At 63.1% G+C, this 23,210-nt stretch carries 21 protein-coding genes; 6 read left to right on the top strand and 15 right to left on the bottom strand.

All coding sequences use genetic code 11. The annotated features are described in order from the left end of the window. Positions 1 to 9 precede the first annotated feature (9 nt). The 4 genes from GRF63_RS13955 to GRF63_RS13940 are packed head-to-tail and all read right to left on the bottom strand — an operon-like array spanning position 10 to position 5,463. Positions 10 to 876, bottom strand: a complete 867-nt coding sequence (locus GRF63_RS13955; RefSeq protein ID WP_160486648.1) for an alpha/beta hydrolase — start codon at positions 874 to 876, stop codon at positions 10 to 12. Then, positions 863 to 1,969 carry an NAD(P)-dependent alcohol dehydrogenase gene (locus GRF63_RS13950; RefSeq protein WP_160486647.1) on the bottom strand — a complete coding sequence of 369 codons (1,107 nt, stop codon included), beginning with the start codon at positions 1,967 to 1,969 and terminating at the stop codon, positions 863 to 865. Before GRF63_RS13950 ends, GRF63_RS13955 begins: the two co-directional genes overlap by 14 nt. After that, the gene (locus GRF63_RS13945; RefSeq protein ID WP_160486646.1) at positions 1,966 to 3,405 is read right to left on the bottom strand and encodes an aldehyde dehydrogenase family protein; all 1,440 of its coding nucleotides are present in this window, start codon (positions 3,403 to 3,405) and stop codon (positions 1,966 to 1,968) included. Before GRF63_RS13945 ends, GRF63_RS13950 begins: the two co-directional genes overlap by 4 nt. A 51-nt stretch (positions 3,406 to 3,456) precedes the next feature. After that, complete coding sequence (locus GRF63_RS13940; RefSeq protein WP_160486645.1) at positions 3,457 to 5,463, bottom strand: TonB-dependent receptor plug domain-containing protein; 2,007 nt, start codon at positions 5,461 to 5,463, stop codon at positions 3,457 to 3,459. Between the two features lie 99 nt (positions 5,464 to 5,562). Between GRF63_RS13940 and GRF63_RS13935 the strand changes: the two genes are divergently transcribed. Together GRF63_RS13935 and GRF63_RS13930 are read left to right on the top strand one after the other, a co-directional pair. Beyond that, positions 5,563 to 6,111 carry a nuclear transport factor 2 family protein gene (locus GRF63_RS13935; protein ID WP_237392501.1) on the top strand — a complete coding sequence of 183 codons (549 nt, stop codon included), beginning with the start codon at positions 5,563 to 5,565 and terminating at the stop codon, positions 6,109 to 6,111. Between the two features lie 10 nt (positions 6,112 to 6,121). After that, on the top strand, positions 6,122 to 8,293 hold the full coding sequence (locus GRF63_RS13930; RefSeq protein ID WP_160486644.1) for an outer membrane protein assembly factor BamB family protein: 2,172 nt from the start codon (positions 6,122 to 6,124) through the stop codon (positions 8,291 to 8,293). A gap of 5 nt (positions 8,294 to 8,298) precedes the next feature. On the opposite strand, the gene GRF63_RS13925 is transcribed toward GRF63_RS13930, so the two are convergent. The 4 genes from GRF63_RS13925 to GRF63_RS13910 form a co-directional block, all read right to left on the bottom strand. Further along, positions 8,299 to 8,736 (bottom strand): anthrone oxygenase family protein, encoded by a 438-nt coding sequence (locus GRF63_RS13925; protein ID WP_160486643.1) that lies wholly within the window; start codon positions 8,734 to 8,736, stop codon positions 8,299 to 8,301. Positions 8,737 to 8,941: 205 nt separating this feature from the next. Continuing rightward, a complete protein-coding gene (locus GRF63_RS13920; RefSeq protein ID WP_160486642.1) occupies positions 8,942 to 10,411 on the bottom strand; it encodes an aldehyde dehydrogenase in 1,470 nt (489 codons plus the stop codon). Positions 10,412 to 10,428: 17 nt separating this feature from the next. Next, positions 10,429 to 12,651, bottom strand: a complete 2,223-nt coding sequence (locus GRF63_RS13915; RefSeq protein ID WP_237392500.1) for a PQQ-dependent dehydrogenase, methanol/ethanol family — start codon at positions 12,649 to 12,651, stop codon at positions 10,429 to 10,431. After that, positions 12,648 to 13,556: an NAD(P)H-binding protein gene (locus tag GRF63_RS13910; RefSeq protein ID WP_160486641.1), complete on the bottom strand. Its 909-nt coding sequence runs from the start codon at positions 13,554 to 13,556 to the stop codon at positions 12,648 to 12,650. Before GRF63_RS13910 ends, GRF63_RS13915 begins: the two co-directional genes overlap by 4 nt. A gap of 91 nt (positions 13,557 to 13,647) precedes the next feature. On the opposite strand from GRF63_RS13910, the gene GRF63_RS13905 reads away from it, so the two are divergent. Next, positions 13,648 to 14,145, top strand: a complete 498-nt coding sequence (locus GRF63_RS13905) for a nuclear transport factor 2 family protein (RefSeq protein WP_160486640.1) — start codon at positions 13,648 to 13,650, stop codon at positions 14,143 to 14,145. Positions 14,146 to 14,148: 3 nt separating this feature from the next. Here GRF63_RS13905 and GRF63_RS13900 read toward each other — a convergent pair whose 3' ends face one another. Genes GRF63_RS13900 through GRF63_RS13890 form a run of 3 tightly spaced genes read right to left on the bottom strand, consistent with a single transcriptional unit; the run spans position 14,149 to position 16,672 of the window. Next, entirely contained in the window at positions 14,149 to 14,673 is a 525-nt protein-coding gene (locus GRF63_RS13900) for a hypothetical protein (RefSeq protein ID WP_160486639.1), read from the bottom strand. Further along, on the bottom strand, positions 14,670 to 15,113 hold the full coding sequence (locus tag GRF63_RS13895; protein ID WP_337189677.1) for a c-type cytochrome: 444 nt from the start codon (positions 15,111 to 15,113) through the stop codon (positions 14,670 to 14,672). The genes GRF63_RS13900 and GRF63_RS13895 overlap by 4 nt, the downstream gene beginning before the upstream one ends. Further along, the gene (locus tag GRF63_RS13890; RefSeq protein WP_160486638.1) at positions 15,110 to 16,672 is read right to left on the bottom strand and encodes an FAD-binding oxidoreductase; all 1,563 of its coding nucleotides are present in this window, start codon (positions 16,670 to 16,672) and stop codon (positions 15,110 to 15,112) included. Before GRF63_RS13890 ends, GRF63_RS13895 begins: the two co-directional genes overlap by 4 nt. 151 nt (positions 16,673 to 16,823) lie before the next feature. Here GRF63_RS13890 and GRF63_RS13885 point away from each other — a divergent pair, with 151 nt between their 5' ends. After that, entirely contained in the window at positions 16,824 to 17,723 is a 900-nt protein-coding gene (locus GRF63_RS13885; RefSeq protein WP_337189676.1) for a DUF8021 domain-containing protein, read from the top strand. A gap of 21 nt (positions 17,724 to 17,744) precedes the next feature. Beyond that, positions 17,745 to 18,980, top strand: a complete 1,236-nt coding sequence (locus GRF63_RS13880) for an MFS transporter (RefSeq protein WP_160486637.1) — start codon at positions 17,745 to 17,747, stop codon at positions 18,978 to 18,980. On the opposite strand, the gene GRF63_RS13875 is transcribed toward GRF63_RS13880, so the two are convergent. Together GRF63_RS13875 and GRF63_RS13870 are read right to left on the bottom strand one after the other, a co-directional pair. After that, positions 18,977 to 19,402, bottom strand: coding sequence for a nuclear transport factor 2 family protein (locus GRF63_RS13875; RefSeq protein ID WP_160486636.1), 426 nt, complete (start codon positions 19,400 to 19,402; stop codon positions 18,977 to 18,979). The genes GRF63_RS13880 and GRF63_RS13875 overlap by 4 nt on opposite strands. 2 nt (positions 19,403 to 19,404) lie before the next feature. Continuing rightward, a complete protein-coding gene (locus GRF63_RS13870; protein ID WP_237392499.1) occupies positions 19,405 to 19,911 on the bottom strand; it encodes a MarR family winged helix-turn-helix transcriptional regulator in 507 nt (168 codons plus the stop codon). 101 nt (positions 19,912 to 20,012) lie between these two features. On the opposite strand from GRF63_RS13870, the gene GRF63_RS13865 reads away from it, so the two are divergent. Further along, complete coding sequence (locus GRF63_RS13865) at positions 20,013 to 21,503, top strand: lignostilbene-alpha,beta-dioxygenase NOV2 (protein WP_160486634.1); 1,491 nt, start codon at positions 20,013 to 20,015, stop codon at positions 21,501 to 21,503. Positions 21,504 to 21,540: 37 nt separating this feature from the next. Here the strand turns inward: GRF63_RS13865 and GRF63_RS13860 are convergent, their stop codons facing one another. Further along, a complete protein-coding gene (locus tag GRF63_RS13860) occupies positions 21,541 to 22,554 on the bottom strand; it encodes a sensor histidine kinase (protein WP_160486633.1) in 1,014 nt (337 codons plus the stop codon). Positions 22,555 to 22,678: 124 nt separating this feature from the next. Beyond that, positions 22,679 to 23,209 (bottom strand): DUF3237 domain-containing protein, encoded by a 531-nt coding sequence (locus tag GRF63_RS13855; RefSeq protein WP_160486632.1) that lies wholly within the window; start codon positions 23,207 to 23,209, stop codon positions 22,679 to 22,681. Position 23,210 lies beyond the last annotated feature (1 nt).

Here is a 23,210-nt window from a genome sequence, read left to right as displayed (position 1 = left end):
GATTTCGCCCTAGCCCGTCACGCGCTGAACGAAGCCTGCCACCATCCGCTCCGTTTCCTGCTGGCTGCTGCCGATGGAGAGGCCCGGCGTCAGGTGGTTGTGGCCTGAAAGGTAATGCATTTCGGGCAGGCGGCCTTTGCTGGCCATCCATTGCTCCACCAGCTGCGCGGCCTGTTTCTGGAAATCATCGGGATCGAACTCGGCGACGCTGAACTGCATCGGCACTTCGGAGGTCAGCAAGCCTGCGAGCGCGGATGCCGCGCCCCAGCCTGAGGTTTCCTCTCCGTAATAGGCCTTGTTGAAATCATTGTGCGCGCAGGTGCCAACGTCGTAGATGCCGCTGAGGAATGCGGCGCCCGCCATGCCTTTCGCATGGTCGCTTGCATGCGCCAGGTAGTTGGCGATGTGGCTGGCCCCGGCGCTCTGGCCCATCAGCACGATCTTCGCGGGATCGCCGCCATGCTGGCCGATGTTGTCACGCAGCCAGTCGACGAATAGCGTCATGTCCTCCACGCCGCTGGGGAAGCGGTGAGCGGGAGCCAGGCGATAGGTCATGGTCACGCCCACCCAGCCCATCCGCGCGGCAAAATCGCCGATGTTGGAATAGAAGGCAGAACCCTCGGTGTGCTTGTCCCCCATCACAAAACCACCACCGTGGACATAGACCAGCACCGGCGCGCCAGCGGGAGAGCCTTGGGTAAAAACGTCCAGCCGGTGGCGCTCGTCTGGCCCGTAGGCTAGATCGCGCGTCACATCGGTGCCTGCCGCCATGCCGTTATTGATCGCAGACATCATGGCCTGCGTTCCGCCCAGCATTTCCGACGAGAGATCATTGCCGAGCGCTTCGATTTTCGCGCGCAGGTCAGGCGTCATCATGGTTCTCCATCAGCAGGACGGGCTTGATCGCAGCGCCGCTGGCGGCATCGGCCCATGCGGTTTCGATCTGGCTAAAGGGATAGAATTTCAGCATCCGGTCAAACGGCAGATCGCCCTGTCGCCAATATTCGGCAAGCTGCGGCAGGAAGGTGCGCGGATTGGCATCGCCGCCCAAGATGCCGCGAAGCTGGCGCCCCCCTGCCAGCATGCCGAACATCTGCGGCGCCCATTCCCCGCGCGGCGCGGCCACGAAACCGGCGGTGCCGTTCATCGCCAGCACCTCCAGCGCCAGCGTGTGGACGGCGGGCGTGTTCGTGGTGTTGAAGGTGAAATTCACGCCGCGCCCCGTCACCGTGCGGATCGCGTCGGCCAGATCATCCTGATCGCCGCGAAAACAATCGGTCGCGCCGAATTCGCGGGCCAATTCCAAACGCTCGTCAGACAGGTCTACCGCCACGATCCTTTTCGCGCCCACCAGGCGCGCCGCCATGACCGCGGACAGGCCCACGCCGCCCGTTCCCAGCACCGCAATGGTATCGCCAAAGCCAACCTTCAGCGCCTCGATCACGCCGCCCGCGCCCGTCACCACGCCGCAGCCCAGCGGGCCGAGCATTTCCAGCGGCAGGTCCTTCGCCATCTTCACCGCCGTGCGCTGCGGCACGATGGCGTGGGTGGCAAAGCTGGACTGGCCGAAGAAATGAGAATGGATGCTTGCATCGCCTTCGCAAAGAGCGGTGGATCCATCCAGCCGCTTGCCGCCGAAGCACAGCGGCATGGCAAGGTCGCAATAGGTGGGCCGCCCGGCAAGGCAGGACGGACAATTGCCGCAGCTGCTGCCGGACAGGATCACGTGATCGCCCACGGCAAAGCCGCTCACGCCCTCGCCCAGTTCCTCCACCACGCCTGCGCCTTCGTGGCCCAGCACGATGGGTTGCGGGGAATGCCTGCCGGGGTGCTCGTGCAAATCGGTGTGGCAGATGCCGGTGGCGACAAGCCTGATCCGCATCTCGCCAGCGCGCGGGGCTTCCTGTTCCAGTTCCACCAACTGCGGCGCGTCCCCGCCCCGGCCTGAAAGTGCTGCGGTGATCTTCATGACGCGTTCCCCAGGTGATGATCATCCTGAATATCAGCCACCTCGCCCGTCTGCGTCAGCAGGCTCTTGCGGCGCAGGAAACGGCGCAGGCTTTCAGGCCCGATGCGCGGGGAGCCGTGGCCGGACCAGCCGAAGCTGTCGCTGCCGAATGTGCGGGATTTGGCAAAGGTGAGGAAGGTATCCTGCAAAAAGATACCGCCCGCATTCAGCCGCCGCCCGATAGCCTCTGCCTCCTCCTCGCTGCCTGCGATCACGCTGGCGGTGAGGCCGAAGTGCGTATCATTGGCAAGGCGAACAGCCTCATCAGTATCGGCAAATGCCATCACCGGGATGCAGGGGCCGAAGGTTTCTTGCCGCATGATTGCCATGTCATGCGTAACGCCCGTCAGCACGGTTGGCCGCAGGTAGCGTCCGCCGCCAATCTCCTCGATCTCTCCGCCGCATTCCACCTTCGCGCCCTTGGCTACGGCCTCGGCAATATGCGCTGCAACGATGTCTGCCTGCGGGCCATGGGTGAAGGGGCCGATATGGCCGGCGCGCGGATTGTCGGCGTTGAGGCGGACGTCCTGCGCTTTCTCAACCAGCCGCGCGACGAAATCATCGTGGATGGCACGGTGCACATACACCCGCTCCACCGAATAGCAGACCTGCCCCGTGGCATAGACCGCGCCGCGCAGCACGGCCGTGACGGCACGCTCCAGATCGGCGCTTTCGGTAACGATGCACGGGTCTTTCCCGCCCAGTTCCAAGTGGCAGGGAATCAGCCGCTCGGCACAGGCCACCGCCACCTTGCGACCCGTAGGAACGGAGCCTGTGAAGCAGATGGTGTCCGCCTGATCTATCACCGCCTGGCCCACATCGCCCGCACCGGCCACGTAGTCGAACACCGCCGCAAGTTCCGGCACCTCGCGCACTGTTTCGAACAATGTTTCGATCACGCGCGGCGTGACTTCGGAGGGTTTGAGCAACACCGAGCAACCTGCAAAAAGCGCGGGCACGGCATCCAGCAGGGCCAGCATCAGCGGCGCATTCCAGGGCGAGATCACGCCCACCAGCGGATAGGCCACCACCTGCGATTGCACGCGCACGGATGGCATGGATGGGCTCAATGCATCGTAATCCAGCGCGGCAAAGGCCTTTGGCGCATCCTCCAGCCAGCCGCCGATATTGCCCATGGTGATGAAGCCCTGCAGATAGCTGGTGTGGCAGCCGCCCGTGTCATGCGCATCGGCCTCCCCGATGTCGGCGGCGCGCGCCTTTACCGCGCCCAGCCAGCGCGCCATCACGCCGCAGCGGGCCTCAACGCCCATCGCCTCCCACGCAGGCTGCGCCGCGCGCAAGGCGGCGGCCTTCCCGGCAATCTCTTCGCGCGTGGCGGGCGTGATCGCGTGATCCGCCTCGCCCGTGCGCGGGTTGATGACGTCCAGCTTGCCCATCTATCTCTCCCCTTCGATGGTCAGCCTAGGTCGGGGTTTCGGCCTTGGCTATCAGAACCCGTAACGCAGCCCTATCCAGAACGTCTGCGGCGCGCCGATATCGATGGCACCGCCGCTGTTGCGGGTGACGACTGTTTCATCCAGCAGGTTTTCCACCCGCGCCACGCCCGACAACTGACCAAACAGCGGCACCTGCGCGAACAGGTCCACCGTGGTGGTAGCGGGCAATGGCTCTGTTTCCTGATCGCTTTCGAACTGCTTGCCGACATGGCGCAAAGTGGCGGCCAGCACCGCACCGTCCACCGGCTGCCAGCTGGCCGTTGCGCTGGCGGCGAAGGTGGGCGTTTGCGGCGGCAGATTGCCGTCCAGCACGCTGGCGGGGCCGGTGCCTTCGATCTCCGGCGCGGTGAACACCAGTGTGCCGGTAAAATCGAACTGGCCGAAGTCCAGCGCGGTGGCCACTTCCAGCCCTTGCGCATCGATCGCATCCAGATTGCGGCGCTGGCGCAAATTGGGCTGCAGCGTCACATTGGCGATGGCGTTCTCCACCTTGTTGTCAAAGAAGGTGGCAGACAGCGTCATGAAATCGGCGGCCTGCCAGTCCATGCCCAGCTCCCAGCCTTCCAGCCGCTCCGGCTCCAAGGCGGCATTTGCCTGCGTTACCACGGGGAAAACCACGAAGGGGCGGTAAAGCTCGTTGATGGTGGGCAGGCGAAACCCGCTGTAGGCCGCGGCGCGCATGGTGAGGGCGCGGTCGATCTGCACCCTCGCGCCTGCACGCCAGGTGATTTCCCAATCGGAACGGTCGGCATAGGTGTCGTCCGTAATCACCGCGCCATCGGCGGCAAGGGCGCGATAGAAACCGTCCTTTATGGTGTAGCGATCGGCGCGCAGCCCGCCTGTCAGCGTGATCGGGCCGTAGGTCCAGTCATGATCGATGAAGAACCCAAGGTCCGTGTTCGTGCCGCCTGCAAAGCGGTTCTCGGTCAAATTCCCGGAAAAGGCGGAAAAGCTGTCTTCGAAAAGATCGCCGTCGCTGCGGCGGTAATCGGCACCGATGCGCAGCGTGTGGTTATCTCCAACAGGCGGGCGCACCTCTATCTTGCCGCCAAGGCCCGTGGCGGGCGTATCCTTCTGGTCCAACACCTTCACAAAGCGGGTGGACGAGATCACCACGTTGCTGAAATTGCGCCACTGGGCATAGGCCAGCGCGTCCACCTGCCAGTCCCCGCGCGACACCACGCGCAGCGATACGTCCTCACCGCGAATGCGGCTGTCTGCGCCCTCGAAGCGCAGCGTGCGATTGTCCTCGAACGCAAGGCCGCGAAGCTGGACTTCGAGATCCTCACCCAGTTGCTGCACGATGCGCCCGCTGGCAGACCAACTGTCGTAGGCGGCGCGCGCGGTGGCGGGCACGCGGTCCGCCTCCGGCGTGGTGAAGAAGCCCTTGCCCCTGTCCCAGCGCCCGCTGGCCACGGCATAGCCCCCGTCCCATGAAGGCGCAGCAGTCAGCGAGGCCTGCGTGCCGCCGCGATCGTTCACCAGCGCCTGTGCATTCACCAGCCCCAGTTCCTGCGCATTGGCGCTCTGAACCTCGACCACGCCAGCCAGCGCGCCCGAACCGAACGGGCCTGAGCCGCCGCCACGCGTTACGCGGATGGAAGAAAGCCGTTCAGGCGCGATGGCATTGAAGGGTACATAGCCGAAGAACGGATCGGTCATCGGCACGCCGTCCAGCAGCACCAGCGCCCGGCTGGAGGCATTGCCGCCCAATGCGCGCAAGGTGGCGCCCTGCGCCGTGGGGTTGGAGCTGCGGCTGTCGGAACGGCGGAATTGCTGGAAGCCCGCCACATTCGCCAGTGCATCCTCAAACGTGCCGGAGCCGGTGTTGACGATCTGCTCCCGCTCCAGCTCCACCACGGAATAGGCGGGCACGCCGGGCGTATCGGGCAGCCCTTCGCCCAGCACGACGATCACGTTTTCATCTTCTCTGTCCTGCGCGGCCGCAGGTGAGGTGAGAAGCGCGGTGGCAGCGCTGGCAAGCAGGAGATATTTCATGGGTAACAGTATCCGAATTGATTTTGTCCGGCGCCTTAACGGGGAAAGCTTGTCGCGTCACCCCGGCTTTGGCATCACTGGTGCCAGAGGGAGGGTTTTATGCGTTCGATTATCACTGTCACGGCTGCCATCTTGCTGACAGGCTGCAGCAGCATGGCGACGGCACAAGCCGCCGCAACCGCACCTGCAGATGCGACGCCGCCCGAACTGCCAGCCGATCACGAGGTTTTGCTGGCCAGCGACGATCCCGCGCTGGAGGCGAACAAACGGCTGGTTTACGACATGTATCGCATCGTGCTGCAAGCTGGCCTTGCAGACCGCGCGGGCGAATTTATCGCAGCCGACTACATCCAGCACAATCCCAACGCCGAACAGGGCCTTGCGGGCCTACAGGATTACGTGCGCCGCACCCGGCCGGAACGCGCCATCGAGGATCGGCTGGAACTGCCGATGGTGCATATCATGGCAGAGGGCAATTACGTGACCATCGCCTTCCTGCGCGCGCAGGATGATGACAGCGGCAGCACCTATTACTCCACGTGGTTCGATCTTTTTCGCATAGAAGACGGGCTGATTGCCGAACATTGGGATCCGATGCTGAAAACAGATGCACAGATTGATCCCAATGATCAGCGCGTGGAGAACTGAGATGGCGCGGATGGGAAAGCTTGCACTTGGCACCGCGCTGACGGCGCTGGTTATCACCGCCGCATCTGCGCAGGGCGTGCCGGATTTCGTCCCGGTTACCGATGCGGAAATTCAGAACCCCGATCCTGCCGACTGGCTCAGCTGGCGGCGCACGCTGGATAGCTGGGGCTATTCCCCGCTGGACCAGATCAACACGGGCAACGTGCAAAACCTGCGCATGGTGTGGGCCATGCCGCTCAATCCCGGTCACCAGGAAGGCACGCCGCTGGTGCATGACGGGATCATGTATTTCCCCGGCCCCGCCGACACCATCCACGCCATCGATGCAGCATCTGGCCAGCTGCTGTGGCGCTATGCCCGCGACCTGCCCGAAGATATCGGCCAGATCCTGCCGGTGTATGACACCACGCGCAACGTGGCGCTTTACGGCAATCTCATCATCGGCAACGGCGCTGACGATTATCTTTATGCGCTGGATGCCCGCACCGGCGAACTGGTGTGGGAAACGCAGATCCTGGATTATCACAAGGGGGCCAAGCAGAGCAGCGGACCGATCATCGCCAACGGTCTCGCCATCACCGGGCGCTCCTGCCAGCCAGAGGGAGGTCCGCAGGCCTGCATCATCACCGCGCACAACGCCGAGACGGGAGAGGAGGTGTGGCGCACCAGCCCCATCGCGCAAGGTGACGATCCCAATGATGCGACATGGGGCGATGTGCCGCTGGAGGACAGGCAGCAGGTGGGCGCATGGATGATCCCCAGCTTCGATCCGGAACTGGGCCTTGTCTACATGGGCACATCCGTCAGCGCGCCGACGCCGAAAATCCGCTTGGCGGGCAATGACGAGACCTATCTCTATCACAATTCCACGCTGGCGCTGGACGTGGCGACGGGCGAGATCGTCTGGCATTACCAGCATCTGGTGGACCAGTGGGACATGGACCACACCTTCCCGCGCATGCTGATAGATCAGCAGGTGGCGCCCGATCCGGCAGACGTTGAATGGATGGCGCCCGATATCCAGCCGGGCCGCACGTATCGCACCCTCTCCGGCGTGCCGGGCAAGACCGGGGTGATCTACACGCTGGACCGCGAAACGGGCAAATTCCTGTGGGCGCGGCCCTCCTTGCGGCAGAATATCGTGGCCAGCATCGATGGCGAGAGCGGGCGCGTGACGGTGAACCCCGAAACGATCCCCACCGCCTATGGCGAAAGCATCACCATCTGTCCCGGCCCCACGGGCGGCGCAAATTACTACGCGCCGGCCTACAGCCCGTTGACGCAGACCATGTATTTCCCGCTGACCAACACCTGTGCGGAAATGTCGGCCCTCGATCCGGGCGAAGGCGATACCGGCGTCTATGGCATCGCCAGCCGCACTTATGCGGACCCGGAAGCAGGCGGCATGATCGGCGCGATCCACGCGGTGAACGCGGTGACGGGGGCAAGCGAGTGGACCTATCAGCAGCGCGCGGGCACGCAATCGCTGCTCACCACGGGTGGCGGATTGCTGTTCGCGGGCGATGCGGAGGGCTTTGTGCTGGCGATGGACCAGCGCAGCGGCGAGGTGTTGTGGTCCATGAACGTGGGCAGTTCGGTCACCGGATATCCCGCCACCTTCGCCGTGGACGGGCAGCAATATGTCGCTGTCTCCACCGGCTTCTGGCTCAGCGACAATTTTACGCCCGAAATCCAGCACGGGCGGCAGAACACGCTGTTCGTTTTCGCTCTACCCGAAGCCGGCATCGGCCACCGCGGACCGAAGCGGGAGCAGGTGAACCCGCAAGGCGCGATGGGCTCTGCCGATGCACCGCCACCGGGCGGCAATATCGGCGGTTTCAGCCGTGCTGCGTCGGACGGCGTGTTCTCCGCCGCGCAAGCCCAGGCAGGCCTCGCGGTCTACCAGACCAACTGCGCCGCCTGCCACGGAGCAGACCTGCAAGGCGCAGGCGGCACGGCCCCGATCCGCGGCGTCGCCTTCATGAACAAATGGCGCGGTCGCAGCGTGGCGGAACTGTTCGCCTACACCCGCGACGCCATGCCGATGGGCTCACCCGGCTCACTCAGCGATCCGGATTACCTGGCGGTGACAGCCTATATGCTGGAGCAGAACGGCTTCCCGGCGGGTGATACGGCGCTGGATTTGGACGAGGCACTGTTGGCGGCGATCGGGATTGATTAGATGCTTCATAACCCGGTAGCACCCAAGGCGAACAGCGCCAGTGCTGCTGCGCCGAGCGCGCCTCTGACAGCATGCTGCCTGCCCCATTGGGTCAGCAAAGCCCGGCTCTCAGCGCCAGCCTGATTTTGCGCCATGGCCATCAGCCGCTTGTTTGCGGGCATCATCACGATCAAGGTGTACGGCCAGTTTGCGAGAATGGCGATACTTCCGGCAAGCCATCGCCAATCGCTGGAGATGTACCACACGATCAGCCCCGTCAAACCGCCGGCAATAGCCAATCCGGACTGGATCGGTAACGCCCGCCTATAGCTCGGTTGCCACTGCGCTAACAATGGATCGTCCGGCAGAACAAGCCGCGCGGGATGTTCGACCAGAGAGATATAGAGCGCTGCCCCTGTAAAAAGCGCGACAAAGATCAGAGCGGCCAGTGATAGTTCGAACATGGTATTTCCTCGGCATCAGCCGGGAAGGCGCGAAACCCACAGCAGCGCCTTCCCAAACAATTGGGTTGACGCCGTGGCAGGGAAGAACCCGATGGACGGGCGCAGGAACTACCAACCTGCAACTCTATTTTCGGCACACCGGAAATGACTCAATGCACTTGCGATTGCAAGGGGTCAGATCTCCGAACCAGTTCGCCAGTTGGTACTAAACCTCAACCCCGGCATCCGTCAGGATCGTCTTCGTCTCGACATAGGCGTGGATGCCCTCGTCGCCGCCTTCGCGGCCAATGCCGGATTGCTTGAAGCCGCCGAAGGGTGCGGTCCACTCCATGCGCATGCCGTTCTGGCCGACCACGCCAGTGCGCACGCGGCGGGCGATGTCGTAGGCGGCTTGCGCGTCATTGGTGAAGACACTGCCGTTGAGGCCGAAGTCGCTTTCGTTGGCGATGCGGATGGCATCTTCCTCGTCCTCCGCCGGGATCAGGCACAGCACGGGGCCGAAGATTTCCTGTTGCGCTATTCGTGACGTGTTATCGACATTGGCGAACAGCGTGGGCTCCATGTAATAGCCCTTGTTCATGTGGGCAGGCCGCTTGCCGCCGGTCACAAGGTCCGCGCCGCTCGCCTTGCCTGCCTCGATATACATCTCGATACGCTCAAGCTGGCGGTGCATGGCAACGGGGCCAAGCTGGGTATCCTCGTCATCGGGGTGCCCGATTTTGACGCCCTTCATCACGCCTGCAATGGCCTCGGCCAGTTCGTCATGCCGAGCCTTCGGCACGATGGCGCGGCTCAGCATGGCGCAGACCTGCCCGCTCATCACGGTGATGGTGTTGCCAAGAATTCCCGCCGCCGCCTCGATGGGAAAGTCGTCGCGGATGATCGCCGCGCTCTTGCCGCCCAGTTCGAACGTCGCGCGCACCATGTTGCCGCCTGCTACGCTGGCGATGTGCTTGCCCGCCGCGGTGGAGCCGGTGAAGGTGATCTTGTCGATATCGGTGGAGTGAATCAGGTGGTCCGCCGCCTCCCGATCAGAAGGAACGAGGTTCACCGTGCCCGCTGGCATTCCCACGGCCTCTGCCGCTTCGGCGATGATATAGGCTTCCAGCGGGGTTTCGGGCGAAGGCTTCATCACCACGGTGCAGCCAGCAATCAGGGCGTAGAACACCTTGTTGGCCATGATGGCGAACGGCCCGTTCCACGGCGCGATGGCGACGACGACGCCAACAGGTTCGCGAACCACGGTAACCGTGTCCACCGCCATGCCGGGGCGCTGCTCCACCCAGGCGAAGCGTTCACCCAGAGAGGCAATGCCGCGCAGGCCCGCCACACCGCCAGCATGCATCGGCCCCGCCGTGCTGGCGAGGCCGCCGATCTGGGCAGACCATGCGGCCGCCAGTTCGGGCACGCGGGTTTCCAGGTGATCGACCATCTCCATCAGCTTGGCCATCCGCTCCATCGGTGAAAGGCGCGGCCACGGGCCGTTGTCAAACGCATCGCGCGCGGCGGCGACGGCGGCATCCATGTCGCGGTTTCCGGCGGCAGCAGTGCGGGCCACCACCTCCTCGCTGGCCGGGTTCACCACCTCGATGCTTTCATTGGAGGCAGGGGTGACCCATTCGCCGCCGATGAAAAGCTTGTCCGGGTGTTTCACGTTCACGCCATTGGGGGTCATCGTCGGATCTCCTGCGATCAATAGTTGGAGAGAATGGTCAGCGATTGCGTGTCGAGCGGCAGGCCTTTTTCCTGCAGCTCCAGCTCCCGCTCACGCAAGGGGCCCTGCACGCTGATCAGCCATGCGTGGATGGCATGCACATCCTCCTCGCTCAGCAAATCCTCGAACTGCGGCATCCCGCGGCTGACGAACAGCCCGCCGCGCACGATCTGCTGGAAGCCGCCATGTATGCCGCGGTTCATGCGGCGCAGGTCCGGCAGCCCGGCGCGGGGCTGGTTGGAATGGCACATGGTGCAATTCTCGGTGAACATGGCTGCGCCGCGCGCGATCATCTCTGGCGTTGCATCTGCAAACTGTTCCGGCGGTTCGGGCGCGGGTTGCAGCGGCGGCAGGTCTTCGGGGATTGCCACCTGCCCGCCGTCCAGTCGGAAAACGAGAATGCGGTTGGCGTTCCCCTTGGAATAGGCTGCGGAATAGCGGGGCACGAAGCCCCAGCCGCCGCCGCCCCAGCCGGTTTGCACGGCCACATATTGCACGCCGTCCACCATGTAGGTCATCGGGGCGGCCATAATGGTGGAGCCTGTCTCGATGCTCCACAGCGCCTCTCCGGTATCGGCGTCGCGCGCAAACACGGTGCCTGCCACATTGCCGTGGAACACCAGGCCGCTTTGCGTGGCCAGCACGCCGTTGCGATCCTGCCAGCCCAGCTGCTCCACCGCCCATTTCGTTTCACCGGTCATCGGATCGATGGCGCGCAGCTGGCTTTCAAAGGGTTTCTGCTTCACCCATTCCCACGCGGCCTGCGCCTGCACTGCGGCACGCAGCGGCGGCGGCAGAGTGGCGGCGGCAGCCTCCAGATCGGGGGTGAAGATGATGGCAGCGCCCGCGTTCAGCGCCTTTTCCTTGCGCTCCACATTGTCGACAGGTCCGGGCAGGAACAGCAGGTTCCCCATATCCAGCACATGCGCGAAATAGGTGTCACGCGTGGGATCATAGGCCGCCGGATACCAATTGCGCGCACCAGGAGAGCCGGGAAACACGATCTTGGGCCCATTGGAATAATCGGCATCTTCCATGGTGATGTTAGGACGCTGCGCTTCCATGTCGAAGCCGTCCGCCCAATTGGTGCGCACGATCGGATTGGCCGCGTGGGCATATCCGTTCTCGCGATCCACCACGAAGAAGAAGCCGTTCTTCGGCGTGTGGAGAATGACGGGACGCTGCTCTCCATCGATATCCAGCGAGGTGAGGATCATCGGCTGCGTGGCGGTGAGATCCCAATTGTCCTGCGGCGTTTCCTGAAAATGCCAGTTCATCCGGCCCGTCTCGCGGTCCAGCGCCACCAGCGAATTGAGGTACAGGTTGTCACCCCCGCCGGGCGAACGGACTGCCTGCGGATAGGGGCCGCCATTGCCAGTGCCCACGATCACCTGGTCAAATTTCGGGTCGTAGACAATGGCATCCCATGCCGTCCCGCCGCCGCCGATATCCCAGCGGGTTTCTTCGGACCATGTTTCCAGCGCAGGCACCAGTTCGGGGTTTTCCTGCGGGCCTTCGGCGGGATCGTGGGGAATCGTGAAGAACCGCCACGCCTGCGAGCCATCGGCGATATTATATGCCGTCACATAGCCGCGCGCATCATATTCAGAGCCGCCATTGCCGATCACCACCAGATCGCCTGCCACTTCGGGCGCGCCTGTGGAGGTGTATCCGCGCGTGTGATCCACCACGGTGTCCACGCTCCACACCGGCTCGCCCGTCGCCCTGTCCAGTGCCCACAGCCTGCCGTCCAGCGCGGCCACCATCACCTTGTCACCGCTCACGGCAACGCCGCGATTGGCCTGATCGCAGCAGGCGAAGCGGTTCACCTGCATGTCCAGCTCAGGCGTGAAGGTCCACAATTCCTCGCCCGTCGCGGCATTCAGCGCGTACACGCGGCCAAGGTTGCCGGAGGTGTACATCACCCCGTCGATCACTACAGGCGTCGCCTCCTGCACGCGGGAGGTGCCAAGGTCGTATTCCCAGGCCAGGCCCATGCGGCTGACATTGCCGGGATTGATCGTTTCCAGCCGCGAGAAATGACTTTCGCCCCAGTCGCCTCCGGGATTGTCCCAGTTCTCGCCCGCGCCAAGCGGCATGTCCTGGAACGCCAGCGGGGTTGCGGTTTCTGGCTCTGATACAGCCGCTGCGGTGCATGCGGAAAGCCCGATGACAGCGGCGATTGCGAGGATGCGGTTCATGCGGGCCATGCCCCCTTGTATTGTTCAAAAACGGATCGCAGGGTGCGCGGCTTCTGGCCGGTGATGCGCTCCACCGCGTCGGATTTTACGTCGAAATAGCCTTCGCGAATGGCCTGGCCGAATGTCACCATGCCTTCGCTGGCCCAAGGGATCGGGCCGTTCACGTCAACGTCCGCGGCCTTGCGCGCGACGCCCAGCGTATCGAAATATTCGTACATTTCCTCATCCGTGACAGGGATGATCTCGATCGGCTTGCCCGCCATTTCGGATGCCAGTTCCATCGCCTTCGGCACGCTCAGCAATTCCGGCCCGGTCACGTTGATCGTGGTGTTCTCGTGCCCTTCCTGCGTCAGCACGGCAACGGCGGTGCGCACGCAATCGTCGCGGCTGACGAAGGCGATCTTGCCGTCGCCGCAATTGTCGGGCTTCGATCCGGCGGTCAGCGCGGGGATGGCCATCGCCGTGGCCACCGCCTCCGCATACTGGCTGTTGTAGAGGATGGTGTAGGCAACGCCCGAATTGCGCAGCAGCTTTTCCGTTGCGCAGTGATCGTGCTGTTCCACCGCCGGATGATCGGGATTACCGCCATCGACGATGGAGGTGTAGACGATGTGCTTCACACCGGCAGCCTTGGCCGCATCGATCGCATTGCCATGCTGGCGCGGGCGCTCCCCCACCATGGTGGTGGAAATCAGCAGCAGTTTTTCACCGCCGGCCATCGCTTCTTCCAAACCGTCAGGGCTTTCGAAATCGGCGGATCGCACATCTGCGCCGCGCTCTGCCAGATCGGCCAGCTTGTCGGTGTTGCGCGACAGGGCGATCACATCCTCACCCATGTCCAGCAATTGCGAGGCGGCGGCGTGGCCAAACTGGCCGGACGCGCCGGATACGATGATTCTTGCCACAAAACTCTCCCTTTTGCGGCCCATTCTGGCTGCTGGCCGCTTGCGATCATCATAACGACTGTTACGATTGGTGCAATATGAGGGAGAGATCATGACGACCATTTCGATTGAAGACCGCCTTGGCCTGCAAGACCTGATCGCCGCCTATAGCTGGGCGCTGGATACAGGCGATGCCGATGGGCTGGTGGAATGTTTTACCGAAGACTGCCTGATGAGCGAGGAGGTGTTCGAAGACCCGGACATCTGGCGCGGTCACGAGGGGATTCGCGGCCTGATGGCGCATTATGCGGGTGCCCCCGGCTTCCCCGGCCGCCAGCACCACGTCACGCAGGTGCAGTATTTCCCGCAAGATGATGGCAGCGTGAAAATGCGCGGTTTCGCTTTCGTCACCGAATGCCATGACGAGCCGCCATACGAACTGCGCTTCTGCGGCTGGTATGACGATCACGCGGTGAAAGGCGAGGACGGCAAATGGCGCTTCCAGACCCGCATCGTGCGTTTGTGGGATGGCAAGGTGCTGGAACGCTTCCCCGGCCACGGCGAATGGAAACCGCGCAAGCGGCCCGATTCGCTGATCATTCGCAAATAGGAATCAGGCGCGGCGCACCAGCAGCCAGGCCGTCGACATCGCCTCGTCACCCGCGCCGCCATCCATCGGCACGGGGGATGAGGGATTGGCGACGAAGCCCGCAAAGGCGCCCAGCCAATCCGGCCCTGCGCCCACCATCTGGCGGCTGAGCGGATTCCATTCCGCGTAGCAGCTGTTGCCGGAGCAGCCGTGGCGGTTGCCGCGCAGTTCCAGCTTCAGGTCATAGCCTTCTTCCGCCCCCACTTCGGCAAACAGCAGCGCATCGGCAGATCGCGTTACGCCCGCCAACAGCGGGGGCTTTTCGGCAAACAATTCGCGGGCCAGCCGGATACGGTCCCCCTCCACCGCGCGCGCGCCGCGGCCCGCATCGCGCAGCATGCTGGCGAGGCGCTTTCCGGCAGGGAGGCCAGGATCGTAGACTCCGGCCAGCGGCCCGCCGTTACCCTGCGAAAGCGCAAAACTGCCCAGCCCCGCGATGGCGGGAATAGTTATGGCACCGGCGATCACGGCTCTGCGGGTTACTTTCATGGCGTCACCTCATGCGGACCGGCGGCAAGATATTCGCCAATTGCCTGCAGGTCAGCGTCCGAAACCTCGCCGCGCGGGATGGCGGGCATATTGCCGATGCCGTTGCGCGCGGCCACCACCACGAAGGCCGCGGCCAGATCGCCGCGCTCTTCCAGCAAGGCATCGTCGCGGCGGCGGGCAAGAAGGCCCGTGCCCATGCCGTTGGCCGTGTGGCACATGGCGCAATATTCGACATACAGCGCCTCTCCGCCCGTCGCGTTGGGCCGCTGTGCCATGGTGACAGGTTGCGGCATGGGCAGCGGGCCGCCTTGCCTTTCGGCGGCGGCTTCCGTCTCGTCGTCAATGCCGGCCGCGCTCTGGGCCAGTGCTACCCCTGCGCATCCGGCCAGGGCCATGGCGCCTGCGATCAATCCGATGCGTTTCATGCCGATCTCTCTCACGCTTGCCGCTCCTGCCTGTAGGCGCTGCCCCAGATACCGCTCTTGCCCGGCGCGATAATGCCGTTGGGGTCGAGCGCGTCCTTCACCGCCTCGTTCATCCGGTTCAGCGATCCGCCGTTAAAGTCATAGCTGTCTGCCACGAGGTCCATGTAATCCAGATGGGTGCGATATTCGCCGTAACCATGCTCCTTCGCATCGGCCACCAAGGTGCGGAAGAACGGATCGACCTTTGCCATCATCTGCGGATCGTCCTTGTTGAAGATCATCGCGTTCACATTGGTCATGTGCCGCTCGCCGAACGCGAAGCTGCCCTGATAATCCATCCCGTATTCCTGATAGCGCGCATAGGTGCGGCGGAACTGCGCCAGCGCCTTGTCGCCATCCTGCGGGATGATGGGCGAGAAACCGATGTGCCCGCCGCGCCCGCCATACCAGTTCACGTTCTGCATCGGGAAGGTCATCGGCGTGCCTGTCCAGCCGGTATATTCCAGCGGCTCGCCCTTGCGCCAGCTGGTGGGCTTGATCGCCATCGGCCCGGCATTGCCCATGGCCTCCTCCAGCACCTTGTAAGCCGCCTTGTTCACGTCCTCCCGCCCGTAAAGGCGCAGGGATACGCCCCACCAGCCGATGTTGAACTGCTTGCGGATCGCGTCGATCACCGAATCCGAAATCGCTCCCGGCTCGTCGGTCCACTGGTCGCGCGTGGTCAGCACGGCGGCGGCGCGCATCCAGTTGCCGATGCTAGGTGACTGGGTCAGCAGGCGTTCGCGGCGCAGCGGGGCGATGGTATCGATCATCACCTTCAGATCTTCGGGCCGGTCAAACTCGACATCCATGCCCATCAGGCTTTCCGGCTCCGGCATCAGCCACATGCCCATCTTGGTGACGATGCCGAAGTTGGACTGTACGAACATCTGGTCCCAACCCGGACCAAAGCCGAAGGGATAGGCCTGCCATGTCGGCGCATCGGTGAAAGCGCCCATGCCGGTGCGCACCACCTCACCATTGGCCAGCACCACCTCCAGCCCGCAGATGTTCTTCGTGTGCTCGCCATAGGGCGTGTAGCCAACGCCGCGATCCAGCGCGTTGCCCATCACGCTGCCCCAGCTGTTGCCGGGGGTGGATAGCCAGTAGGGCAGGTTGTTGCGCTGGATGTAATCGTAGAGGTCGTAGAAACCCACGCCCGGCTCCAGCAGCACGGTGCCCATTTCCTCGTCGAACTCGATCTTCTTCATGCGCGACAGATCGAGCACCACGCTGCCAGCCAGCACGGGCGCAGTGCCGCCGTATCCCAGGTTCTTTCCGCGCGCGATGGGGAAGATCGGCAGGCGGTATTCATTGGCGATCTGCACCACCGCCTGAATTTCCTCCACCGTATCGGGCGCAACGGCACCGGCGGGATGGTGCGCGGCATCGTCCACCGCGAACTTGTCCTGATAGGATCGCTGATCCAGAAGCTTGAAGAAAACCTTCGATGCCCCCAATGCCTGCTCCAGCGCAACGCGCGCGGCATCCAGCCGCATGGCCGATAATCCCGGTGGTAGCGGTGTTTCCGCCATAGTCTATACTTCCTCTCCCACGCGCCGCGAGCAAGGGTTCTGCCTCCTTGCCTGCCAACGCGACTTTAACGATCGTTACTTTTCAGCTAGCAGGGCCTTGAGTCAAGAGACCCCTGTTATAACAGTGGCATTGAGGGTGAGGGAGAAGGCCGTGGCGTCTCGTAGTGATCTTTATACCGTGCTGGACGCTTATCTGGCAGCGCTGTCGACGAAGGATCCCTCGCTCGCGCCAATAGCGCCGCATGCGTTCAACACCGAGAATAACGTGGCGCTATCGGTGGGCGATGGGCTGTGGAACACGATCACTGCGAAACATGATTACGATCTTCGCTTTGCCGAAGCCGCGCGCGGACAGGTGGCCGTGTTCACCGCGGTGGAGGAGACAGATGCGCTGAACCCGGCCTGCATCCGGCTGGAAATATCGGGCGATCAGATCGTCGGTATCGAAACCGTGGTGGCGCGCAACAAGGACGAGGGTTTCCCCTTCGGACCGCAGCGATTTGATCGAAAGCGCGTGATGGAGGCGCTGGTGGCGGACGAGGCGCGTTCCAGCCGGGAAGAACTGGTGCGCGTGGCCGATGGCTATTTCGAAACGATCGAGCGCAACGACGGCACGATCAACACGAAGTTCTGGCCGCATTGCAACCGCGTGGAAAACGGCGTGCAGACCACCAATAACGAAGACTTCCCCCTGCCCGTGGCGCGTCTTGGCTGCGAGGAGCAGTTCGCGCTGGGCTGGTATCGCTATGATGACGATCTGCGCGCCCGCCGCTTTCCACTGGTGGATACCGAACGCGGCATCGTGCTGGCCTATGGCTTCATCGATCATTCGGGCAGGCTGGGAGAGTACGAGCTGACCGACGGCACCAAAGCCAGCAGCCCGGTGCGCCGCCCGCATAGCTATTACCTGGCCGAAGCCTTCCGCATCCGCGACGGTGCGATTGAACAGGTGGAGGCCAATTTCCTCACCGTGCCCTATCGCATGCCAAGCCCGTGGGACGGGCGGGACGAGGCATTGTCGGGCGGGGAAGGATTGCACCGTGTTGCCTGATCGGATTGCGGAGGACCGCACATGAACGGCCGCAGCATTGTCTCGCTCGTCCTGCTGGGCGGTATTTTCGTCATGGAAGGCTTTGATATCGCCGCCATGGCGCTGGCCGTACCCCGGCTGGAGGGGGCGTTGGGCCTCGATCCTGCCGGATTCGGTTGGGTCTTTACTGCCCTGCTGATCGGGCTTGGCGCAGGCGGCGCGCTGATCGCACCTTTGGGTGATCGTTTCGGGCGGCGCACACTTATCGTGCTTGGTTGCCTCGTCACGGGGTTGTCCACGCTTGGCACGGCCAGCGCTACCAGCATTACCGGCTTCCTTGTCTGGCGATTGCTGACCGGTCTAGCGCTGGGCGCATGCCTGCCCAATGTCAGCGCCTTGTCCGCCGAGCTTGCGCCACCGCGCCTGCGCGCAACCATCATGGCGGTGGTTTCCGCCGGCATTCCCATCGGCCTTGCGCTGGCCGGTCTGCTGGCCCCCGAAATCGTGGACCTGCTGGGCTGGGAGGGGCTGTTCCTTGTGCCCGGTGCCTTCGCCATTATTCTCGCCATTGCACTCTGGCCGATCCTCCATCCGGGCATACCCGGCTTCGGCGATACCGAAGGTACTGAGGAGAAAGCGGCGAAGGAGCCGCTGCCGCAACTCGCCTTGTTCAAATCGCCGTGGGTCTTTCCCTTTGCCGTGTTCGCCGCGCTGCTCGCCTTCAATGCGTGCAATCTCTACCTGCTGAACAGCTGGCTGCCCACGGTGCTGCCGGGTGCCGGCATGACCTTGGACGCCGCGGCGCGCGTTACAGGGGTCGCCAATCTGGCGGGCCTTGGCATTGGCATTGCCGCCAGCCTGCTGCTGGACCGTTGGCACAAGCGACTGACGCTAGTGCTGCTGTTCGGATCGATGGCAGCAAGCTTCGCGGCGATCTGGCTGACGGCGCCAGACCAGACCCGCTGGACGCTGCTGCTGATGGTGGGCGTTGGCGGGGCCAATGCAGGCGGCATGGTGCTGCCGGGCCTGGCTGCATATCTGTTCCCCGCCCGCATGCTTTCAAGCGCCGTGGGCGTAGGCGTGCTGGTGGCACGGCTTGGGGCATTTGCCGGTCCGCCACTGGGGGGATGGATGCTCGCAACCTCTGTCGCGCCTAAAGACTTCCTAGGCGTCGCCGCGATACCGGCCCTTGCCTGCGTTGCAATTGCCCTGCTGGTGCCTGCTGCGCTGAAACGGCGCGAAGTGGTGGAAGCGCAGGCGGATAGGCCTGTCGGCTAAGGCCGGAAATCCAGCCCGCCGGTCCGCTCCGCAAAGCGCCAGCCATCGCCTGTCAGCACGCAGCGATCCTCAAACGTGCCGATCAGCGGAGACTTGGCATCCTGCACCGGCAGGCCATCATCGCTGGCATCGCCCATGTAGAGCACGATCACCGATTTCGCCCTCGCCTCGCTCTCGCTCACCAGGTCAACCAGCGTATTGGCCATCACGTGCCGCTGAGCACGGGGCGCACGCGCGGTGAAGCTGGCGAGGATCGCATCGCGCCCCAGCACGGGATCACCGCCGCTGGGCCGCCGGAACACGGCATCTTCGGTGTAGAGCGCTGCGCACCGCTGCCAATCCTGCGCGTCATTCGCCCAAACATATTCATGGATCAGGCGCGTTACATCGGCCTCGATCGCGCGGCGCTGTTCCTCGGTCATGCTCACTCCGCCGGTTTCGTGCGTTCGAGGAAGACGGAATTGCCATCCTCGTCCTCTGCATCCAGCCGCTCTATAAGGCGTTCCACGATACTGGCGAAGCCTTCCAGTTCGGTAGGCTCCAGCTTGCCGAACAGGTAATGCGCCACGGTTTCCGATTGCGGGCGCATGATCTCGTACAGGCGCTTTCCCTCGTCGGTCAGGCTCAGCCACTTGCGGCGCTTGTTGCTCTCGTCCCGCTCCACCACGATGCGCCCGTGCTTTTGCAGGGTGGCCACCGCGCGGCTGATGCTCATCGCGTTCACACCCGTCAGATCGGCCACCTCGTGACTGGCGGTGCGGCCCAGCGCGCCCACCGTCATCAACAGGCGAAATTCGTTCACGCTGATCTTGTATCGGTGGGCAAGATGGGTGGAGAATGGCGCCATCAGCCTATTCGTCAGCTTCAGCAGGCGGTGCAGCAGCACCACCTCGCCGGTTTCGCTTCCGTGAAGGCTGGCTTTTCCACTCATCCGCATACTCCCACTTCGATCCTCAAACCCTGGATGCGGTCTTGCACTCATTGTAACAAACGTTAGCGTTACCGCAAGAATCACGGGAAGAGGTAAAAATCATGGGCGCGTTTCCGCAGACCATCCATTTCATCGGCACGAATACTCCGCGGCAGCAAGAATACAAGTTGCAGGACCTGGAAGTTCACGGAGAAATCCCTGCCGCAATTGACGGCACCTTCTTCCGCGCCGTGCCCGATAACGCGCAAGATCCCATGTTCGAAGATGATATCGCGCTGAACCACGATGGCATGATCTCGGCCTTCAGCTTTGCCGGTGGAAAGGTGGATTTCAGCATCAAATATGTCGAAACCCAGCGCTATCTGGCGGAGAAGGAGGCGGGCCGCGCGCTGTTTGGCCGTTATCGCAACCCCTTCACCGATGATCCGGCGGCGGAAGGCATGGATCGCACGCTCGCCAACACCACCCCCGTCTGGCACGCAGGCCGCCTGTTCATGACCAAGGAGGACGGGCGCGGATACGAGGTGAACCCGCACACGCTGGCGACAGAGGGGCGCTGGGATTATGAGGGCAAGCTGAAATCGGAGACTTTCACCGCCCATCCACGCATCGACCCGGAGACGGGAGAGATGTTCTTCTTCGGTTACCAGGCCGCCGGATTGTGCAGCCTGGATGTCGCCTATTGCATCGCGGACAAGGACGGCAATCTGGTGAAGGAGCAATGGTTCGATCAACCCTATTGCTCCACCATCCATGATTTCGTGATCACGGAGAATTACGCGATTTTCCCGATCTTCCCCACGCTGGCCGATCTGGACCGGCTGAAGGAAGGTGGCGCGCATTGGGCTCATCACCAGGACAAGCCCAGCTATCTTGGCATCATGCCCCGATATGGCGACGTATCGGAAATGGTGTGGATAGAGGGGCCTAAGGGCGTATCCTGCTTTCACGAGGTAAACGCCTTCGAGGATGGCGACACGGTGCATGTGGACCTGTGCCTCAGCGATACCAACGCCTTTGGCTTCATGCGCGAGGCGGGCGGCATCGATATCCCGCAGCAGGAAATCGGCGGCGCGCTGACCCGGTGGAGCGTGGACATGAGCGCGGATGAGCTGGCCATCGCGCAGCAGCCGCTTGGCCCTCCGGGTGATTTGTGCCGGGTTGAGGATGCAGCGCAGGGCCGCCCTTATGGCCGAGCGTGGTATCTCAGCATGAACCCGCAGGCGAAAGGTCCGCCGATGCTGGGAGGTCCGGTGGGCGCCAATTTCAACGCGCTGCTGCGGATCGATCCCACCACTGGCCAGCTGGCGATGATGGAAACGCCGCCGGGTGCCGCCATCAGCGAACCCGCGCATGTGCCATCGCCGGATGCAGGCCACGGCGGCTGGTTGCTGTGCATGATAGACCTGCCCAACGGCCCTCCTGGCGCAGGCGACCCGTCCGACTATTCTAGCGAGCTGTGGGTGGTGGAAGCAGACAATATCGAGGCCGGTGCCATCGCCACGATAAAAACCGGCAGGCCGCTGCGCAGCCAGGTTCATGGTACATGGGTAAGCCGCGCTAAATTGGAGAACAGCTGCCGCAAGGGGTGATCGCGGCACCGCACGGTGCCGATAGATCTGGTGCGCCTTAGTTCAGTCCCTGGCTGGCAAGCCGGAGAGAGCGCCCGCTGGGTGTGGCTTCCACGTGGTATTGCGCGCCTGCCTGCTGGGCGAAGGCGGCAAACAGGCGTTCCCCGATACCGGTTGATTCCGCGCTGACCCCGGCGGTGCCGATGCCATCATCATCGATTGCAAGGGACCAGTTATCGCTGGCGCCGGTGAACTTTACCTTCACATTCCCGTCGCGCCCATTCGGGAACGCGTATTTGGCGCAATTGGTCAGCGCCTCATTCGTGAAGAGGCCAATGGCAACGGCAACTTCGCGGGGCATGTGATGCGTATCGCTATCGATCTCCACCTCTACCCTGACATTGTCCATGAACGCTCCCCGCGTAACACGGTCAACGACGTCGGCCAGATAATCCTGCATGGCCACCATCGCCCCCTCACCCTGCGTCAGCGCCAGATTCGAATAGGCGGAGGAGAAGGAATGGATGCGGGCAATGGCCTGCTCCAGCGCAGAGATTACTTCGGGAAGCTGTTCGCGGCGCTTCTGCATTTCCAGCAGACTGGCAGCCAATGCGAAATTGTTCTTCGTGCGATGCTCCAGTTCCTGCTGCAGCATGGTGGCACGTGCAATCTGCTCGTCGCGCTGGTCGATCGCCGTCACCACCGCGCGGCGGAAGCTTTCGGCAAACAGCATGACCACCAGCACCGCGGCGCCATTTATCACCACGCGCGAAGGATCGGTCGCAACTTCGAAGGTAAAGCCGTGGACGGTCGGCAGCACGAAATACCAGGCCCACAGGAAACTGGTGACATAGGTCACGATGCCGGCCTTCAGATGGCCATACAACGTGGCGATCAGAACGGTGGGATAAACCAGCGCGAAAGGACCCGCCGTTGCCGCCCACACATCCAGGAAACTGCGAAAGCCGATCATCGCCAGCGTGCAACCAAGGCCGAACAGACATTGCACAAGCACGCGGACAATCGGCGCGTCAAAGCGCCGGGGCACATCGAAACCAGCCAGTCTGTACATGCTGCAGCACCCCAGTCTGCGGCCAAAAGCGAATGGTCGCGGTGGCCCCTTATACAGACCAAATGCCGTATTCTCTAATACTTTCCAGCTAAGTGTCGGGCACGGCTGGGAAAATGCAATGGAATCAGGTCAGCGCGTAGTACCTCAGGCAATTGCCGTCGCTCTTGCGCTCGCCCACGCCGATGAAAACATGCTTGGTCAGCCAGTCATGCTTGCCCACCGCGCATTCGAAGGTGGGGTTTCCGCGTAGATAGTATTCGGGATGGGGCACCGGCTCACCATCGGCAAAGGCCCAGTCGCGCAGGCGCTGCATGGTGTCAGGCTGGCGGCCCCAGAGAAAACCCTTGTTGTGGAGCAGGATGATGGTGCCATCATCTTCCTCCAGCAGATAACGCGCATCGAACACAGCCACATCGTCAGGCCGGAAATAGGCGTAATCGCCCCCTGATCCGGGAACGGCGTGGCCTTTCAGATGCGGTCCTTCGAACGTGCCGCCCTTCACCAGCACCGCGCTGCGCATGCCGCCATTGGGATGCGGAGTGATGGAATAAACCTCCGGAAAGGTCAGCCGCACCTCCATCACGAACTCCATGCGTGGATTGTCCAGTTCGCTGAAAGGTGCGGTAAACGGCGTTGTGTCGCTGAAGTCGGTCATG

This window comes from Aurantiacibacter rhizosphaerae (assembly GCF_009807005.1).
Classification (GTDB): Bacteria; Pseudomonadota; Alphaproteobacteria; order Sphingomonadales; family Sphingomonadaceae; genus Alteraurantiacibacter; species Alteraurantiacibacter rhizosphaerae.
This window is presented reverse-complemented; position numbering and strand designations above follow the sequence as displayed.

What these genes read in the sequence shown, in the direction of transcription:
- GRF63_RS13860 (WP_160486633.1), bottom strand. Translation starts at nt 22,554, where the DNA reads ATGTACAGACTGGCTGGTTTCGATGTGCCCCGGCGCTTTGACGCGCCG.
- GRF63_RS13905 (WP_160486640.1), top strand. Translation starts at nt 13,648, where the DNA reads ATGACGACCATTTCGATTGAAGACCGCCTTGGCCTGCAAGACCTGATC.
- GRF63_RS13900 (WP_160486639.1), bottom strand. Translation starts at nt 14,673, where the DNA reads ATGAAAGTAACCCGCAGAGCCGTGATCGCCGGTGCCATAACTATTCCC.
- GRF63_RS13890 (WP_160486638.1), bottom strand. Translation starts at nt 16,672, where the DNA reads ATGGCGGAAACACCGCTACCACCGGGATTATCGGCCATGCGGCTGGAT.
- GRF63_RS13935 (WP_237392501.1), top strand. Translation starts at nt 5,563, where the DNA reads ATGCGTTCGATTATCACTGTCACGGCTGCCATCTTGCTGACAGGCTGC.
- GRF63_RS13945 (WP_160486646.1), bottom strand. Translation starts at nt 3,405, where the DNA reads ATGGGCAAGCTGGACGTCATCAACCCGCGCACGGGCGAGGCGGATCAC.
- GRF63_RS13925 (WP_160486643.1), bottom strand. Translation starts at nt 8,736, where the DNA reads ATGTTCGAACTATCACTGGCCGCTCTGATCTTTGTCGCGCTTTTTACA.
- GRF63_RS13880 (WP_160486637.1), top strand. Translation starts at nt 17,745, where the DNA reads ATGAACGGCCGCAGCATTGTCTCGCTCGTCCTGCTGGGCGGTATTTTC.
- GRF63_RS13855 (WP_160486632.1), bottom strand. Translation starts at nt 23,209, where the DNA reads ATGACCGACTTCAGCGACACAACGCCGTTTACCGCACCTTTCAGCGAA.
- GRF63_RS13875 (WP_160486636.1), bottom strand. Translation starts at nt 19,402, where the DNA reads ATGACCGAGGAACAGCGCCGCGCGATCGAGGCCGATGTAACGCGCCTG.
- GRF63_RS13940 (WP_160486645.1), bottom strand. Translation starts at nt 5,463, where the DNA reads ATGAAATATCTCCTGCTTGCCAGCGCTGCCACCGCGCTTCTCACCTCA.
- GRF63_RS13955 (WP_160486648.1), bottom strand. Translation starts at nt 876, where the DNA reads ATGATGACGCCTGACCTGCGCGCGAAAATCGAAGCGCTCGGCAATGAT.
- GRF63_RS13865 (WP_160486634.1), top strand. Translation starts at nt 20,013, where the DNA reads ATGGGCGCGTTTCCGCAGACCATCCATTTCATCGGCACGAATACTCCG.
- GRF63_RS13915 (WP_237392500.1), bottom strand. Translation starts at nt 12,651, where the DNA reads ATGAACCGCATCCTCGCAATCGCCGCTGTCATCGGGCTTTCCGCATGC.
- GRF63_RS13930 (WP_160486644.1), top strand. Translation starts at nt 6,122, where the DNA reads ATGGGAAAGCTTGCACTTGGCACCGCGCTGACGGCGCTGGTTATCACC.
- GRF63_RS13950 (WP_160486647.1), bottom strand. Translation starts at nt 1,969, where the DNA reads ATGAAGATCACCGCAGCACTTTCAGGCCGGGGCGGGGACGCGCCGCAG.
- GRF63_RS13870 (WP_237392499.1), bottom strand. Translation starts at nt 19,911, where the DNA reads ATGAGTGGAAAAGCCAGCCTTCACGGAAGCGAAACCGGCGAGGTGGTG.
- GRF63_RS13920 (WP_160486642.1), bottom strand. Translation starts at nt 10,411, where the DNA reads ATGACCCCCAATGGCGTGAACGTGAAACACCCGGACAAGCTTTTCATC.